General features: G+C 67.8%; 13 protein-coding genes. 6 read left to right on the top strand and 7 right to left on the bottom strand.

The window, feature by feature from the left end; translation table 11 throughout:
- Positions 1–333 precede the first annotated feature (333 nt).
- Entirely contained in the window at positions 334–1,236 is a 903-nt protein-coding gene (locus tag ABIC25_RS24145) for a hydroxymethylglutaryl-CoA lyase (protein ID WP_239400835.1), read from the top strand.
- Between the two features lie 62 nt (positions 1,237–1,298).
- Here ABIC25_RS24145 and ABIC25_RS24140 read toward each other — a convergent pair whose 3' ends face one another.
- The gene (locus tag ABIC25_RS24140; RefSeq protein WP_004018865.1) at positions 1,299–1,742 is read right to left on the bottom strand and encodes a universal stress protein; all 444 of its coding nucleotides are present in this window, start codon (positions 1,740–1,742) and stop codon (positions 1,299–1,301) included.
- Between the two features lie 173 nt (positions 1,743–1,915).
- Positions 1,916–4,072, bottom strand: coding sequence for an excinuclease ABC subunit UvrB (uvrB, locus tag ABIC25_RS24135; protein ID WP_033205868.1), 2,157 nt, complete (start codon positions 4,070–4,072; stop codon positions 1,916–1,918).
- Between the two features lie 145 nt (positions 4,073–4,217).
- On the opposite strand from uvrB, the gene ABIC25_RS24130 reads away from it, so the two are divergent.
- On the top strand, positions 4,218–4,811 hold the full coding sequence (locus ABIC25_RS24130) for a ribonuclease FAU-1 family protein (protein ID WP_248642858.1): 594 nt from the start codon (positions 4,218–4,220) through the stop codon (positions 4,809–4,811).
- Between the two features lie 24 nt (positions 4,812–4,835).
- Here ABIC25_RS24130 and ABIC25_RS24125 read toward each other — a convergent pair whose 3' ends face one another.
- From ABIC25_RS24125 to ABIC25_RS24110, 4 genes are all read right to left on the bottom strand, one after another.
- Positions 4,836–5,243, bottom strand: coding sequence for a hypothetical protein (locus tag ABIC25_RS24125; RefSeq protein ID WP_354563498.1), 408 nt, complete (start codon positions 5,241–5,243; stop codon positions 4,836–4,838).
- A gap of 197 nt (positions 5,244–5,440) precedes the next feature.
- Positions 5,441–6,337, bottom strand: coding sequence for a dephospho-CoA kinase (coaE, locus tag ABIC25_RS24120; protein ID WP_248645611.1), 897 nt, complete (start codon positions 6,335–6,337; stop codon positions 5,441–5,443).
- A gap of 143 nt (positions 6,338–6,480) precedes the next feature.
- Positions 6,481–7,746: a zinc metallochaperone AztD gene (aztD, locus tag ABIC25_RS24115; protein WP_275447532.1), complete on the bottom strand. Its 1,266-nt coding sequence runs from the start codon at positions 7,744–7,746 to the stop codon at positions 6,481–6,483.
- A 66-nt stretch (positions 7,747–7,812) separates the two neighbouring features.
- Positions 7,813–8,535, bottom strand: a complete 723-nt coding sequence (locus tag ABIC25_RS24110; protein WP_248642861.1) for a TetR/AcrR family transcriptional regulator — start codon at positions 8,533–8,535, stop codon at positions 7,813–7,815.
- A gap of 44 nt (positions 8,536–8,579) precedes the next feature.
- On the opposite strand from ABIC25_RS24110, the gene ABIC25_RS24105 reads away from it, so the two are divergent.
- A complete protein-coding gene (locus ABIC25_RS24105; RefSeq protein WP_354563497.1) occupies positions 8,580–10,391 on the top strand; it encodes a DEAD/DEAH box helicase in 1,812 nt (603 codons plus the stop codon).
- The gene (locus ABIC25_RS24100) at positions 10,388–11,011 is read left to right on the top strand and encodes an SWIM zinc finger family protein (protein ID WP_101821531.1); all 624 of its coding nucleotides are present in this window, start codon (positions 10,388–10,390) and stop codon (positions 11,009–11,011) included. Before ABIC25_RS24105 ends, ABIC25_RS24100 begins: the two co-directional genes overlap by 4 nt.
- 60 nt (positions 11,012–11,071) lie before the next feature.
- Here ABIC25_RS24100 and rpsA read toward each other — a convergent pair whose 3' ends face one another.
- Complete coding sequence (gene rpsA / locus ABIC25_RS24095; protein ID WP_004018874.1) at positions 11,072–12,547, bottom strand: 30S ribosomal protein S1; 1,476 nt, start codon at positions 12,545–12,547, stop codon at positions 11,072–11,074.
- Between the two features lie 225 nt (positions 12,548–12,772).
- Between rpsA and ABIC25_RS24090 the strand changes: the two genes are divergently transcribed.
- The gene (locus tag ABIC25_RS24090; protein ID WP_248642863.1) at positions 12,773–13,348 is read left to right on the top strand and encodes a 2'-5' RNA ligase family protein; all 576 of its coding nucleotides are present in this window, start codon (positions 12,773–12,775) and stop codon (positions 13,346–13,348) included.
- Positions 13,349–13,685: 337 nt separating this feature from the next.
- On the top strand, positions 13,686–14,783 hold the full coding sequence (locus tag ABIC25_RS24085; RefSeq protein ID WP_354563495.1) for a class I SAM-dependent methyltransferase: 1,098 nt from the start codon (positions 13,686–13,688) through the stop codon (positions 14,781–14,783).
- Positions 14,784–14,839: the final 56 nt, after the last annotated feature.

Here is a 14,839-nt window from a genome sequence, read left to right as displayed (position 1 = left end):
GCGATAGGGTCGCTCGACGAAGACGCCCCCGCGTCCCCCCGCAGCGATCGTCGAACAGCAACGAATCATACGCGGTACATCGCTTTCGCTTCCGAAAGTGATACATCCCGCATCAAAGGACCCTCTGTGCCTGTGGTCCATTGTGAAAACTGGTGTGACAGATGGGATCACCCCAGTCAAGCAGGGTCACTCTGGTCACTCTCGCACCGTGTGTGCCGGCATGGGCCCCGCGGGATTCGGTCGTTCGACCGACAGCGGGATGGACTGAAGCGGAATGAGCGGGCCGAGGAGGCCCGATGGAGTCGCGGGAGCAGAACGGGCAAGATCGATCTCATGTCAGACGTGCAGTTGATCGAGGTCGGCCCGCGGGACGGGCTGCAGAACGAACAGACCCTGCTCTCGATCGACGAGAAGGTCGAGTTCATCACCCGGGCCGTGGACGCCGGCGTGCGTCGCATCGAGGCGGTCAGCTTCGTCAACCCGCGGCGGGTACCGCAGATGGCCGGCGCGGAAGAAGTCATGGAACGGGTGCCGCGAGGAGACGACGTCTCCTATATCGGGCTCGTCCTCAATCGCCGTGGCCTCGACCGCGCTCTCGCATCCTCGGTCGACGAGGTGAATGCCGTGGTCGTGGCCACCGAGGAGTTCAGTCACCGGAATCAGGGGTGCAGCGTCGCGGACACCATCGCGGCAGCCGTCGATGTCGTCCGCGATGCGCGGGCGGCCGGCCTCGCGACGACGGTGACCATCGCGGTCGCCTTCGGTTGCCCCTTCACCGGAGAGGTCAGTTCAGGCCGGATCTCCGACATCGTGGCCCGGCTGGCCGATGAGGCCGCCCCGGACGAGATCGCGCTCGCCGACACGATCGGAGTGGGAGTGCCGGCACAGGTGCGCGACCTCGCCCGGCGGACAGCAGAACATGCACCAGGGATTCCGCAGCGGTGGCACTTCCACAACACGAGGAACACCGGCTACGCGAACGCCCTCACCGCACTCGATACCGGCGCGCGTGCCCTCGACGCGAGTATCGGCGGCTTCGGCGGATGCCCGTTCGCGCCCGCGGCCACCGGCAACATCGCGTCCGAGGATCTCGTCTACGCACTCGACCGGTCGGAGGTCACGACCGGTGTCGAGATGCAGCGATTGGTCGACGCCGCACAGTGGCTGGGCGAGGCCCTCGACAAGGATGTCCCCGCACTCCTCGGACGGGCCGGACCATTTCCGGCCGCCCGCTGACACGGGGACATCTCGTCCGGGGCCTCACCACGATTGCGCAGTGACGACCCCGCGACACCGGTTCAGCCGGTGGTGTGCACGATCAGGACGTCGCAGGCCGACTTGCGGGCGACATCCGCGGGGACCGAACCGAGAAGCCGACCGGCGATCGAGTTCAGGCCGCGGTTGCCCACCACCAGGAGGTCGGCCTTGACGTCGCTCACGAGCTGCAGGAGCGCGTCGACCGGGGCTCCCTTGACCGGGCGCTGCACCACGTTGGTCGCACCGGCCTTGGCCGCGCGTTCTTTCGCGGTCCGGAGGATCTCCTCGGTCGGGGTCGACCCGGTGACCTGATACGCCTCGTCCTTGAGGACGTCGGCAGCATCCCCCGCGCCGCGCTCGTTCGGGAAGTACGCGCAGGCGATCACCAACTGGGCGTCGCCCGCGAGTGCACCCGCACGTTCCACAGCCTTCATCGACGACTCGGAGCCATCGGTACCGACGACGACGGTTTCGTAAGAGCTCATCCCAACCTCCCGACATGAAATCGCCTCGCTGCCCATCAGCGAGGCGTCACCGCGTATACCCGAACTGCAGGGGTCCTGCATCGGGACACTAGTTTGCCACGTACGTGTCTGTCCCCCGTTCGTGGTGATCGGCACACCGGCCGGTCACACAGCGCAGGGTGGAAGACGAGACCTCACTTGATGCCGGCCGCGTCCATCCCGCGCATCTCCTTCTTCAGATCGGCGATCTCGTCGCGGAGTCGGCCGGCGAGCTCGAACTGCAGATCCCGAGCGGCGCTCATCATCTGATCGGTGAGTTGGGACACGAGATCGGCGAGCTCGGCCCGCGGCATCATCGAGACGTCGCGCTTCTCGATCACGCCTGAACTGCCGGCCTTCGAGACCTCGCCCTGTGCGCGGCGTCCGCGGCTGGCATTGCGCCCGGAACCGCCGACCGCCACGGCCTCGTCCTCGGCCTCTCGGTACACCTGGTCCAGGATGTCGGCGATCTTCTTGCGCAGCGGCTTCGGATCGATGCCGTTCGCCTTGTTGTAGGCGATCTGCTTCTCGCGGCGTCGCTCGGTCTCGTCGATCGCATTGCGCATCGAGTCGGTTATCTTGTCCGCGTACATGTGGACCTCGCCGGACACGTTGCGGGCGGCGCGACCGATCGTCTGGATGAGTGAGGTGGTGCTCCGGAGGAAGCCCTCCTTGTCCGCGTCGAGGATCGCGACGAGGGACACCTCGGGAAGGTCGAGACCCTCACGCAGCAGGTTGATGCCGACGAGGACGTCGTAGTCACCCGAGCGCAGCTGGCGCAGGAGTTCGACGCGGCGCAGGGTGTCCACCTCCGAGTGGAGGTACCGGACCCGGATACCCAGTTCGAGCAGATAGTCGGTGAGGTCCTCGGCCATCTTCTTGGTCAGGGTGGTCACCAGGACGCGCTCGTCGCGGTCGGTCCGCTCCCGGATCTCGTGGACCAGGTCGTCGATCTGGCCCTTGGTCGGTTTGACCACGACCTGGGGATCCACGAGACCCGTCGGTCGGATCACCTGCTCGACGAACTCGCCGTTGGACTGGCCCAGTTCGTACGGCCCCGGCGTCGCAGACAGGTACACGGTCTGGCCGATCCGATCCACGAACTCGTCCCAGGTCAGCGGCCGGTTGTCCACCGCGGAGGGGAGACGGAAGCCGTACTCGACGAGGTTGCGCTTGCGCGACATGTCGCCTTCGTACATGCCACCGATCTGGGGCACCGTCACATGCGACTCGTCGATGACGAGGAGGAAGTCGTCGGGGAAGTAATCGATCAGCGTTGCCGGTGCGCTCCCGGCGGCGCGGCCGTCGATGTGCCGCGAATAGTTCTCGATCCCCGAGCAGAACCCGACCTGCCGCATCATCTCGAGGTCGTAGGTGGTCCGCATCCGCAGCCGCTGGGCCTCGAGCAGTTTGCCCTTGCCCTCGAGGTCGGCGAGTCGTTCCTCGAGCTCTCGCTCGATGCTCGCCATCGCCTTCTCCATGCGCTCGGGCCCGGCGACGTAGTGCGTGGCCGGGAAGATGCGCAGCGAGTCGACCTGGCGCACGACGTCACCGGTCAGCGGGTGCAGGTAGTACAGCGACTCGACCTCGTCACCGAAGAACTCGATCCGAACCGCCAGTTCCTCGTACGACGGGATGATCTCGACGGTGTCGCCGCGGACGCGGAACCCACCGCGGGTGAAGGACACGTCGTTGCGCGTGTACTGGACGTCGACGAGCAGCCGCAGCAACGCGTCGCGGTCGATCTCCTGGCCGACCTCGACCTCGACGGATCGGTCGAGATACGACTGCGGCGTGCCGAGGCCGTAGATGCAGGACACCGAGGCCACCACCACGACGTCGCGCCGCGACAGCAGGCTCGAGGTCGCCGAGTGCCGCAGACGCTCGACGTCGTCGTTGATCGACGAGTCCTTCTCGATGTAGGTGTCGGTCTGCGCGATGTACGCCTCGGGTTGGTAGTAGTCGTAGTACGACACGAAGTACTCGACGGCGTTGTTGGGCAGCATCTCGCGCAATTCGTTCGCCAGCTGCGCCGCGAGTGTCTTGTTGGGCGCCATCACCAGGGTGGGGCGCTGCACCTGCTCGATCAGCCAGGCGGTGGTCGCCGACTTACCGGTGCCGGTGGCGCCGAGGAGGACGATGTCCTTCTCGCCTGCGTTGATCCGTCGCGTCAGATCCTTGATGGCGGCGGGCTGGTCGCCCGCCGGTTCGTACTCGCTGACGACCTCCAGGCGCGCGTCGGACCGCTCGATCTCACCGACCGGCCGGAACTCCGAGTGCGCGATGACGGGGCGCTCTGCTGCAAAAGCCATAGTGCCAGGGTAAACGCGGCCTATGACATCGATGTTCCCGCGCGGTGCACGACCCCGAAGCTCGACGAACGCGGCGACTCCGAGTTCCGGCCCCGAGATCATCGGTCGCCCGGTGCAGACGCGGTGGCCTGTCTAGATTCGAGGCATGACGAACCCTCGCGGAGGCGCGGCCGAGACGGCACCCGAACCACGCCCGGCGCACCCGCCCAAGCGGGAGGTCTTCGACGTGCCCGCGATGACGAACACGGACAACAAGGGCTTCGTCCGTCAGGTCGAGGAGTACCGCGTCACCGATTACGGGCTGTACATGTCGCGGCACGCACCCGGACATCCCCGATTCGACCATCTGGAATCCTGGCTGCTACCTGCATTGGGCCTGCGCGCCAACATCTTCCACTATCAGGGCGGTTACCGCGAGGGGCAGCGTCTCTATCTGGATGTCGGCCACTTCGCCGGCCCCGACGGCGACGGGCGGTGGCACGCCGAGGACTGGTATCTCGATCTCGTCGACGTACCGGGCACCCCGCCGGTGCTGCTCGACACCGACGAGTTGCTCGAGGCGCATCGGGACGGACTTCTCGACACCGCACAGTGTGTCGAAGCCGTCGAGATCGCCACGCGAGCTCTCGTCGGCACGGCCGAGCACGGGAACGACGTCCAGGCCTGGCTGGACGCCGCGGCGGGGGGCGTGGTCGCCTTTCGCGACCATGACCATCGCCGCCGCGGCGACGCCCGGTAGCTCACCACCTCAGAGCGGCGGACCTCAGTAGGTGGGTAGGACGAAACACGACCCGTTGCGGATGAAATCCGGGAGCTGCACGCCGGTGCCGACGGTGACGGCGCGCGTCTTCTCCACCCCGTCGAGCGTGGCCTTCAGCTCATAGCGCCCGGGCGTCGACGGGCGCCAGGTCGGCCGCACCTCGGAACTCGTGGGCTTTTTGTCGTAGATGGTGACCGTGCGGCCGGCACCGACCAGCGTGACCTTCAGGTTCGACTTCGCCGACCCCGGATCACCCACGAGCACCGACAGCTCGTAGGCACAGCCCGCGCCGTACACGCCGTAGTTGAACGAGCCATTGGCCGACGACCCGTAACCCGGGAGGGTGTCCACCGCGATGCCCTGCAGTGCCGCCTCGGCCGGCGCGGCCAGTGCGACGCCAGCGCATGCCACTGCCCCGAAAGCTGTTGCGCCACCGATAATCCGCGCGCGACCCCGCTGTCCCCGACCGACCATGCTGTACTCCACTCCTACGCTCGTCCTCGACCACACCACCGTCGCGGTGGCGTGCGTTTCACAAGCTAGCAGCGCACACCGCGCCGTGTACGCATTTTGGCAACGTTTGTAGTCAGTTCGTGTCGCGGGACTCGTCAGCCGACGACGACGCGCACCGTGGCGGGTCGGCCGGGGTCGCACGAGCCGTACAGATCCGGCCCGGCCGGCGCGAATCCGCCGTCGGCGAGCCGGTTCGCCAGCCCCTCGGCGGCGTCGGCATCTCGGGCGGTCACCCGCAACTCGACGGCCGTGGCGTCGGTGACGTCGACCGCGGTGGCCAGTTCACCTGCCACGGCCCACAGCCGGTTCACCAGACGCGCCGACGGGCCGTCCGGGTTGGGCTCGGCGGCAACGAGTCCGGGGACCGGCTCGGCGACTCGGCGAGCGCGGACGTTCATCTCGAGAGGCACGAGACGCTCGTCCCAGATACGCGCCGCGGACGCCGCCAGGTCTTCGGGGGCGCCGGAGTTGTCCAGCCACACGTCGGCGACGGCTCGACGCTGTTCGTCGGTCGCCTGCGCAGCGATGCGGGCGCGGGCATCGGCCTCGGCGACCCCCCGCATCGTCGTCAACCGATGCAGCCGTACGTCGGCCTCGGCGAACACGATCACGACGAGGTGGAAGAACGGGGCCGTGTGATTCTCCACCAGCAATGGGATGTCTTGCACCACAATTGCATCCGCCGGCGCATCGTCGAGGATCGCCTGTGTTCGCGCCCCGATGAGCGGGTGGGTGATGCCGTTGAGCGTCGTGCGGGATTCGTCGTCGACGAAAGCCTTCCCGGCGAGCGCCGGACGGTCGAGACTCCCGTCGGCGGCCAGGATCTCCGGGCCGAACGCCTCGACGAGCGCGGCCAGACCCTCCGACCCGGGCTCGACCACCTCCCGGGCGATCTTGTCCGCGTCGATGATGTACGCGCCCCGCTCGACGAACGTCTTTGCCACGGTCGATTTGCCGGCTCCGATGCCACCGGTCAGTCCAAGCCTGATCACGCCCACCAGTGTGACAAACACCATGGCGCCGGAGTGTCGTCGGGGCGGTTGCCCGGGTCAGACACGCAGAGACCTCGTCTCGCGCAGCGCGGCCTGAGATCAGGAACACGCCGTCGAGACGAGGTCTCGTCGGATCGCCGGTGTCAGCCCGTGACGGCGGCGAGTTCGATGGTCTCGTGCGGCAACTCCGCCTCACCGACCTTCTCGTTCTTGTTCAGATCGACGGCGACGATCTTCTTGGCCGCCGGATCACTGACGTAGGCGATGCCCTCCTGGACCACGACATTCGGCATCGGGGACTGCCACTCGTCCGGTTCGCTCCACGCGCCGATCGTCGGGATGGTGGCGGTCTTGGTCGCCGTGTTGACGTCGTAGACGTGCAGCGCACCATCGGTTCCCAGGATCACGCCGGACCCGCCGGGCCCGCGCTCGATGGACCGGAAGCTGTACGAGGTGCCGAGATCGACCAGCCGCAGCTGACCGGTGCGGGTGTCGGTGAGCGAGAACCGGGTCGGCCGTTCGAGCTCGGCATCCGGGTCGGACTTGTAATCGCCGAGGATGATCGGCGACTCGTCACTGCCGGCCTGGTTGCCGATGCGGCCGTACGGGTCCGGGCTGTCGACCTTACGGATGTCGTTGCCGTTGACGATGAGCAGGCCGTCCTCACAGCCGAAGGCAAGGACCCCGCCGGCGCCGGCGGCTTCGCCGTGCACGCCCGGGCACTGGTCGTTGCGCACGATCTCCTTGCGCTCGCCGTCGAGGATCGCGACACCACTGCGCGAATCCTCGTTGCCGACGGTCACCACCATGGTGCCGTCCTCACGGAACACCGCGACCCCGTGGTGGGGCTCGGGAAGGGTGAAGGAGGTCGACGCCGCGTTTCCGCGCAGGAGTTCGGCGGGTTCGACGATGTCGACTTCGCCTGTCCCATCGGTGAACAGGGCGATCCGGGAATCGTGGGGCACAACGTGTCCCGGCTCCTCCCCGCCGAAGGTCATGTCGGTGAGGGCCGGAGTGGTCGTGTAGTAGTGACCGTGATCGCCGTGCTGACGCGTCCAGGTACCCATGTCGAGGACCCGGAACCCGTCCGATTCGGAGACGAAGACGTTCCGGCCGTTGTCGGCGCTGTTGAGCCGGATGAAGCCGTCGACCGGCAGGTCGGCGACCTGCTCGAGCGACTCGGCGTCGAGGACCAGGATGCCGCCGTCGTAGCTGAGTGCGAGACGTGGTGTGGCGCTCTGCTGCTCGACGGCCTTGGCCGAACTGGAGGCGGCCGGTGTCGAATCACCGGAATCTTCACTTCCACAGGCGACGAGCGCGAACGATGCGGCGGCGAGAAGCGCCAGAGATCGGGTCAGATTTGTCCGTTGTGCAAACACCCGGACAGTCAACAGTGGAATGAAAATCATTGTCAACAACGCATGGTTGCGGCGTCGCACCTCCACCACCATCGATCCGCACATCGACGCCGGACATCAGGACAGCAGTGGCTGCAATCCATCCAGGACGCGCGACAGCCCGAACTCGAAGGCCTCCTCGGGCGCACCGGGCGCCTGCCGGAGCTCGCCGACCGCAGTGCCGACCCGATCCGACAGCGGGAACGCGCCGTCGGGCACGACCGCCGCGAGTTCGGGCCCGACGATCTCCCACCAGTGCGCATCGCTCATCCCGGTCTCGGCCGCGGCCACCCTCTCCCCGACCGCCTCGCGGGCGTTACCGACCACGAAGGCTCCGATCAGCGCGATGATGTTGTCGCGCTGTACATCCGAGATGTCGAGCGGCTCGAGCAGCTCGAGCTGCCGCTCGTAGCGGGCGAGTCGGTGCGGCCCCAGCACCTGACGCCAGGGCGAGGCCTCCAGCAACCAGGGGTGCGTCAGACACTCGGCACGCAGAGCGCGAGCGACACCCGCCAGGGATTCCACGACTGTCGGCGAACACGGCGGCATCGGGGCGTCCGCCGCCACCTCGTCGACCATGAGCGCCACCAACACGTCACGTGTCGGTACGTAGGTGTACAGACTCATCGGCCCGACACCGAGATCGGAAGCCAGCGAGCGCATCGACACGGCGCCGAGTCCCCCCGCATCCGCGCGGCGGATCGCGGTGGTCACGATGTCGTCGACCGACACCCGCTGCCGCGGACCACGCCGCGGCCCCCCGGCGCCGCACTCGGCCCGCCACAGGAGGCGGACCAACATACGTGCATCATCAGCGGTCGACACGGCAACGCCTTTCCCGTACGGTGTACCGAGTATTTAACTCCGTACACCGTACCAAGAGGAGCGTCACGCTGACCAGACAGGCCACCTATCTGCCGGATCTCCATCAGTTCGCACTCTGGTCGTCGCATGATCCCGACGCCGGAAGCCGCGCGGACTCATGTCGCCTCGCGATTCCGGAGGGCGGCGATCTCGTCGTCCGTGACGTCGCTTGCGACATCGTCGACGTCCCGACGCTCCTCTCGGGTCACGCATCGGACGATCCGAGCAGGGTCGCCGAGTCGGTTCACGCGTGGCGACTCACGCTTGCCGGCGACACCTCGACGCAGCTACCTCTCGCCGCTCACGCCGAGGTCGACCCCACGGGAACCGCGATGACGACGGCCGAGTTCGCCCGCGCGGCTCTGCGGGACTGCCTGGTGGTGGAGGAAGCTCTGCGCGACAGGCTCCGGGCAAGCCTGCGGCCCTACCAGATCCGCGGCGTGGCGTGGCTCGCCCGAACCGCAGAGGTGACCGGCGGCGCCGTACTGGCCGACGAGATGGGACTCGGCAAGACCGTCCAGGCGATCGGGCTGTTGACACTACGCGCCCACGAGGGACCCCAGCTGGTCGTCTGCCCGACGAGTCTCGTCACCAACTGGACGCACGAGGTGGCCCGCTTCGCGCCCGCACTCGACGTCCACACCGGACCCCTCGAGGACGCCCCGGTCGCGGCCGGTTCGGTCACCGTGATCTCCTACGCACGACTGCGGTCGAGCGTCGACGTCGTGCGCCGGACTCGTTGGGCGACAATCGTGTTCGATGAGGCTCAGAACCTGAAGAACCCGCGGACCCAGGTCTCCCGCGCGGCCCGCTCCGTCGATGCCGGTGCTCGTGTCGCGTTGACGGGCACCCCGATCGAGAACAGTCTCGACGACCTCTGGGCGATCCTCCGCGTCACTGCGCCGGGGCTGTTCCCCCACCGGGCGGTGTTCCGGCGCCGGTTCACCAAGGCGGTGGACGACGGCGATACCGGAGCGCTGCAACGACTCCGGGTCGCGGTGTCACCGGTCATGCTGGCGCGCACCAAATCCCGGGTGGCGTCGGCGCTCCCACCGAAGATCCCGAATCCGGTTCTGGTCGACCTGACGGCCGAACAGGCGCAACTCTACGATGCTCACCTGGCGCGTGTGGAAGACGACGGCTTCGGCGATGGATTCGAAAGACACGGAAGGATTCTCGCCACCCTCACCCGCCTCAAGCAGATCTGCAACCACCCCGGTCTCGTCACCGGCGACACCCGGGTGCTCCCGGGCCGTTCGGGCAAACTCGACGTGTGCGCGGAGATCCTCGGCGAGAATCTACGCACCGATTCCCCCACCCTCGTCTTCACCCAGTATCGCGACACCGGTGAACTGCTCGTCCGTCACTTCGCCGAACAGTTCGCAGTCGACGCCCCGTTCTTCCACGGCGGCCTCCCGGCGAGTCGGCGCGACGAACTCGTCGCCGACTTCCAGTCGGGCCGCGGCCCCGGGATCATGGTGATGAGTCTCAAGGCCGGTGGCGTCGGGCTCACACTCACACGCGCCTGCGACGTCATCCATTTCGACCGCTGGTGGAATCCGGCGGTCGAAGCCCAGGCCTCGGATCGCGTGCACCGCATCGGCCAGGAGCGTCCGGTCACGATCACCACCCTCACGACGGCCACCTCGCTCGAGGAACACATCGACGACCTGCACCGGCGCAAGTCCGCACTCGGCACGCACGCCGACGACTCGTCGGCCCTCGCGGAACTGACCGGCCTCAGCGACGAACGGTTGATCGACGTCCTTCGCCGCAATCGGGAGGTCCGATGACCAACTCACCCGCCGAGTTCGGTTTCAGCCGCTGGGGCGCCGAGATCGTCCGGCTCGCCGAGCCCATCGCGACCCGCTCACCGAACCCGGTGGCGCCGCGCGCCCGCAGTGTCGCCCGCAACGGTGGCGTCGCCCTGACCGTCGAGGGACGTTCGGTCAGCGGACTGGTCCAGCGAGGTGGCCAGGCGTCCGTGGCACACCTGGAATTCGAGCCGATGAGCTCGGCCACCGCGTCGGCTCTGCGCGAGCTGCTCGGCGCGTCCACCGAGCCGACCGACGACATGCACCGCAAGCTGGTCGAGGCGGCGTCGTGGTCCGCTGCGGGTCTCGACGTCGCGGACTGTTCATGTCGGGCTCGCGGCGATCGGTGCCTGCACATCCTCGCCACCTTGTACGCACTCGCCGCGGCGATCGATCGAGAACCCGCCCTGGCCCTTCGGCTACGCGACTTCGAGGGTCCGCTCGACGGCGCGCCCGGCGACGACACATCGGACCCGGACGGAGTATCGCGCCGGACGCCCCCACGCTGGTCGGCACTGACGGCCTTCGATGTCCGCGACTATTGGCAGACCGGGCCGCACGGGGAGCGCCAAGACCCGCCCGGCACGGACGAGATATGAGAGAAGCCCTCCCGGTTTTCCCCGGGAGGGCTTCTCTCATGTGCTCAGTGAGCGTGCGTGTCAGGCGTTGCCGGACAGCTTCTCGCGCAGGGCGGCGAGCTGCTCGTCGCTGGCCAGCGAACCGCCGGCCGACGATCCACCGGTCGAGCTGCTGGACGAGGAACCTCCGCGGCTCTCCGACGCCGACGAGTAGTCGGTCGGGGCGTTGGCGGCCTCGGCGGCAGCAGCGGCGAACTTCTCCATCTGGGCGGTGTGCATCTTGTGGCGACGCTCGGCCTCGGCGTACCGGGCCTCCCATGCCTCGCGCTGCTTCTCGAAGCCTTCGAGCCATTCGTTGGTCTCGGCATCGAAGCCCTCGGGGAAGATGTAGTTGCCCTGCTCGTCGTAGCTGTCGGCCATGCCGTACTTCGACGGGTCGAACTCCTCGGTGTAGTCCTCGTTGGCCTGCTTGAGGCTCAGCGAGATCCGGCGACGCTCCAGGTCGATGTCGATGACCTTGACCATCGCGTCGTCACCGACGGCGACAACCTGATCCGGCACCTCGACGTGACGCTCGGCGAGCTCGGAGATGTGGACCAGACCCTCGATGCCCTCGTCGACGCGGACGAACGCACCGAACGGCACCAGCTTGGTGACCTTGCCCGGCACGATCTGGCCGATGGCGTGGGTGCGGGCGAACTGACGCCACGGATCTTCCTGGGTTGCCTTGAGCGACAGCGACACACGCTCGCGGTCCAGATCGACGTCGAGGACCTCGACGGTGACCTCGTCGCCGACTGCGACGACCTCGGACGGGTGATCGATGTGCTTCCAGGACAGCTCGGAGACGTGGACCAGACCGTCGACGCCGCCGAGATCGACGAACGCACCGAAGTTGACGATCGAGGACACGACGCCCTTGCGGACCTGGCCCTTCTGCAGCTGGTGCAGGAACTCGCTGCGGACCTCGGACTGGGTCTGCTCGAGCCATGCACGACGCGACAGGACCACGTTGTTGCGGTTCTTGTCGAGCTCGATGATCTTGGCCTCGATCTCCTTGCCGATGTACGGCTGCAGATCGCGGACACGACGCATCTCCACGAGCGATGCCGGGAGGAAGCCGCGCAGGCCGATGTCCAGGATCAGGCCGCCCTTGACGACCTCGATGACGGTGCCCTTGACGGCCTCGTCCTTCTCCTTGAGCTCCTCGATGGTGCCCCAGGCACGCTCGTACTGCGCACGCTTCTTGGAGAGGATCAGACGACCTTCTTTGTCCTCCTTGGTGAGGACCAGGGCCTCGACCTCGTCACCGACGTTGACGACCTCGTTGGGGTCCACGTCGTGCTTGATCGACAGTTCGCGAGAAGGGATGACGCCTTCGGTCTTGTAACCGATGTCGAGCAGAACCTCGTCCCGATCGACCTTGACGATGGTGCCTTCCACGATGTCGCCATCGTTGAAGTACTTGATCGTGGAGTCGATGGCGGCGAGAAAGTCCTCGGCAGTGCCGATGTCATTGACGGCTACTTGCGGCGAGGTGATCGTGGGGGACGACATATGTTGAGTTGCTCCGGACAGGTGTGTAGTAGGTACGATTCGGAAAAGCGCTGTTGATCGACACCACCTGGACCGGCCTGTCACCGGTCAGGGCAGGTGCGAACCGCGCGTCATCGGGCACACGCGCGTGTAGAAGCCTACTCCAGCGGCGTTGTGCTGGGCAAATGGCTCGTCTCGCGAGGCCGCCGAGACGTGCGGCCCAGCGGAAAATGAGACGATGCCCACGTGGCACACTCCCTCGAACTCCTCCTCGACGACTCGTCCGACCAGCAGGTTCGGGCCGAATGGGATGCGCTGGCCGCAGCCGGACTGCCTCATCAGGGACGCGTCGCGTCGGCCACCAACCGCCCGCACGTGACGCTCGCGGCCGCGTCGCGCATCGATCCCCAGGCCGACGCGGCGTTGGCCGGGGTCGCCATGCGCCTCCCGGTCGGCATGCGACTCGGCGCCCCGATCCTCTTCGGAGCCGCCGGCCGGTCCACACTCGCGCGGCTCGTGGTGCCGTCGACCGAACTCCTCTCGGCCCACGCTCAGGTCTGCCGACTGGCGGCCGGGTTCATCGGGTCCCGACCGGCCGGTTCCGCAACGTCGCCCGGACACCACGGGACTGCGTTCGCGCACACGACCCCCGGCCGGTGGACGCCGCACGTCACCCTGGCGCGGCGGATGGACGCCGAGCAGCTCGCCCGCGCGTTGGTCGTCCTCGACCTGCGCGCCGAGATCGCCGGTGAGTTCACCGCACTCCGTCGCTGGGACCCGGACGAGGGAACCGACGTCATACTCGCGGGGCGAGCCTGCTGATCGAAGGGCGTCGACGGACCGCACGGAGCAGCCGACGAGAGCCGAATGGGCGATCAGGCTGACGGGCGGCCGGAGCCGCGCGCTCCGGGCAACGCGCCGAGGAGACGACGAACCCGGGACTTCCGCCGGAAGCGAGGGCAGTCACCCGCGCCGCACAGCGCGCAGTCGGTCCCCGCCCGATAGTGCTCATGAGCCGCTCGGTCGTGACCGCATCGGCAAGTCTCGTCGCCCACGACGCACAGGTTACGCACTCCCGAACCGGCGGTCCGGCGAAGTTCGCGCGACCGCGTTCGCCGAAACGAGGGCGCGCCGCCCGGACTCGGCCACATCATGGTTCATGACCGAAGCAGCGGGTGGCCACCCTGACCGGCCGGGACCGAGTGCCGACGAGTTCGCCGAGCGCCTCTTCGGCTCCGCCCTCGCCACCGCCGAGACGCTGAGCGTGTATCTCGGTGAGCGCCTCGGGTGGTACCGGTGCCTGGCCGAGGCGGGACCACTCACCGCCGACGGACTGGCCGAGCACACCGAGACCAACGCGCGGTACGCCCGGGAGTGGCTCGAGATGCAGTGCGCCTTCGGCATTCTCGACGCCGACCTGACCTCGCGGCCGCCCACCTTTGCGATCTCGCCCGGCGTCGCCGAGGTGCTCACCGACACCTCGAGCCTGTCGTATCTGGGTGCCCTCCCGCGCATGTTCGCGGCGTCGGCTCGCCACCTGCCCGAACTGCTCGACGCCTATCGGCACGGTGGTGGCGTGAGCTGGGCGACCCTGGGCGCCGACGCGCGGGAGTGCCAGGCAGATCTCAACCGGCCCTGGTTCGACGCCCGGCTCGCGCCGGCGCTCGCCGGTGTCGAACACCTCCACACGCGTCTGTCGCGGCCCGGCGCCCGCATCGCCGACGTCGGCTTCGGGGCAGGGCATTCCACCATCGCACTCGCTCGTGCCTACCCGGAGGCGACCTTCGTCGGCCTCGATGTCGACGAGGCATCCGTCGAGATGGCCCGCGCGCACGCCGCAACCGCGGGGGTCTCCGAGCGCGTGACATTCCTCGTGGCCGACGGTGACGAGGCGACGGCGCACGGCCCGTTCGACGCCGCGTTCGCGTTCGAGTGTCTCCACGACATGCCCCGCCCCGTCCAGGTTCTCGCGGCGGTCCGTCGCGCACTGACACCGGAGGCGTCACTGATCGTCATGGACGAGGCGGTGTCCGACGAGTTCAGCGGTCCGGCAGACGAACTCGACAAGATCATGTACGGGTTCTCGCTGTTCGTCTGTCTGCCGGACTCGATGAGTTCGCCGCCGTCGGCGGCGACCGGCACCGTGTTCCGGCCGTCGACCGTGAGGCAGTACGCCCGCGACGCGGGATACACCGACGTGGAGGTCCTCCCCATCGAGGACTTCAGCTTCTTCCGCTTCTACGAGCTCACGACCTGACCGGCGCCGGCGAGCGCTGCCGGTCGGGTCGACACCATGGGCCGGCGGAAGTGGCC

The organism is Gordonia sp. PvP123 (assembly GCF_040547295.1).
Classification (GTDB): domain Bacteria; phylum Actinomycetota; class Actinomycetes; order Mycobacteriales; family Mycobacteriaceae; genus Gordonia; species Gordonia terrae.
The sequence above is the reverse complement of the archived record's forward strand: the minus strand, read 5'-3'. Positions and strand labels throughout refer to the sequence as shown.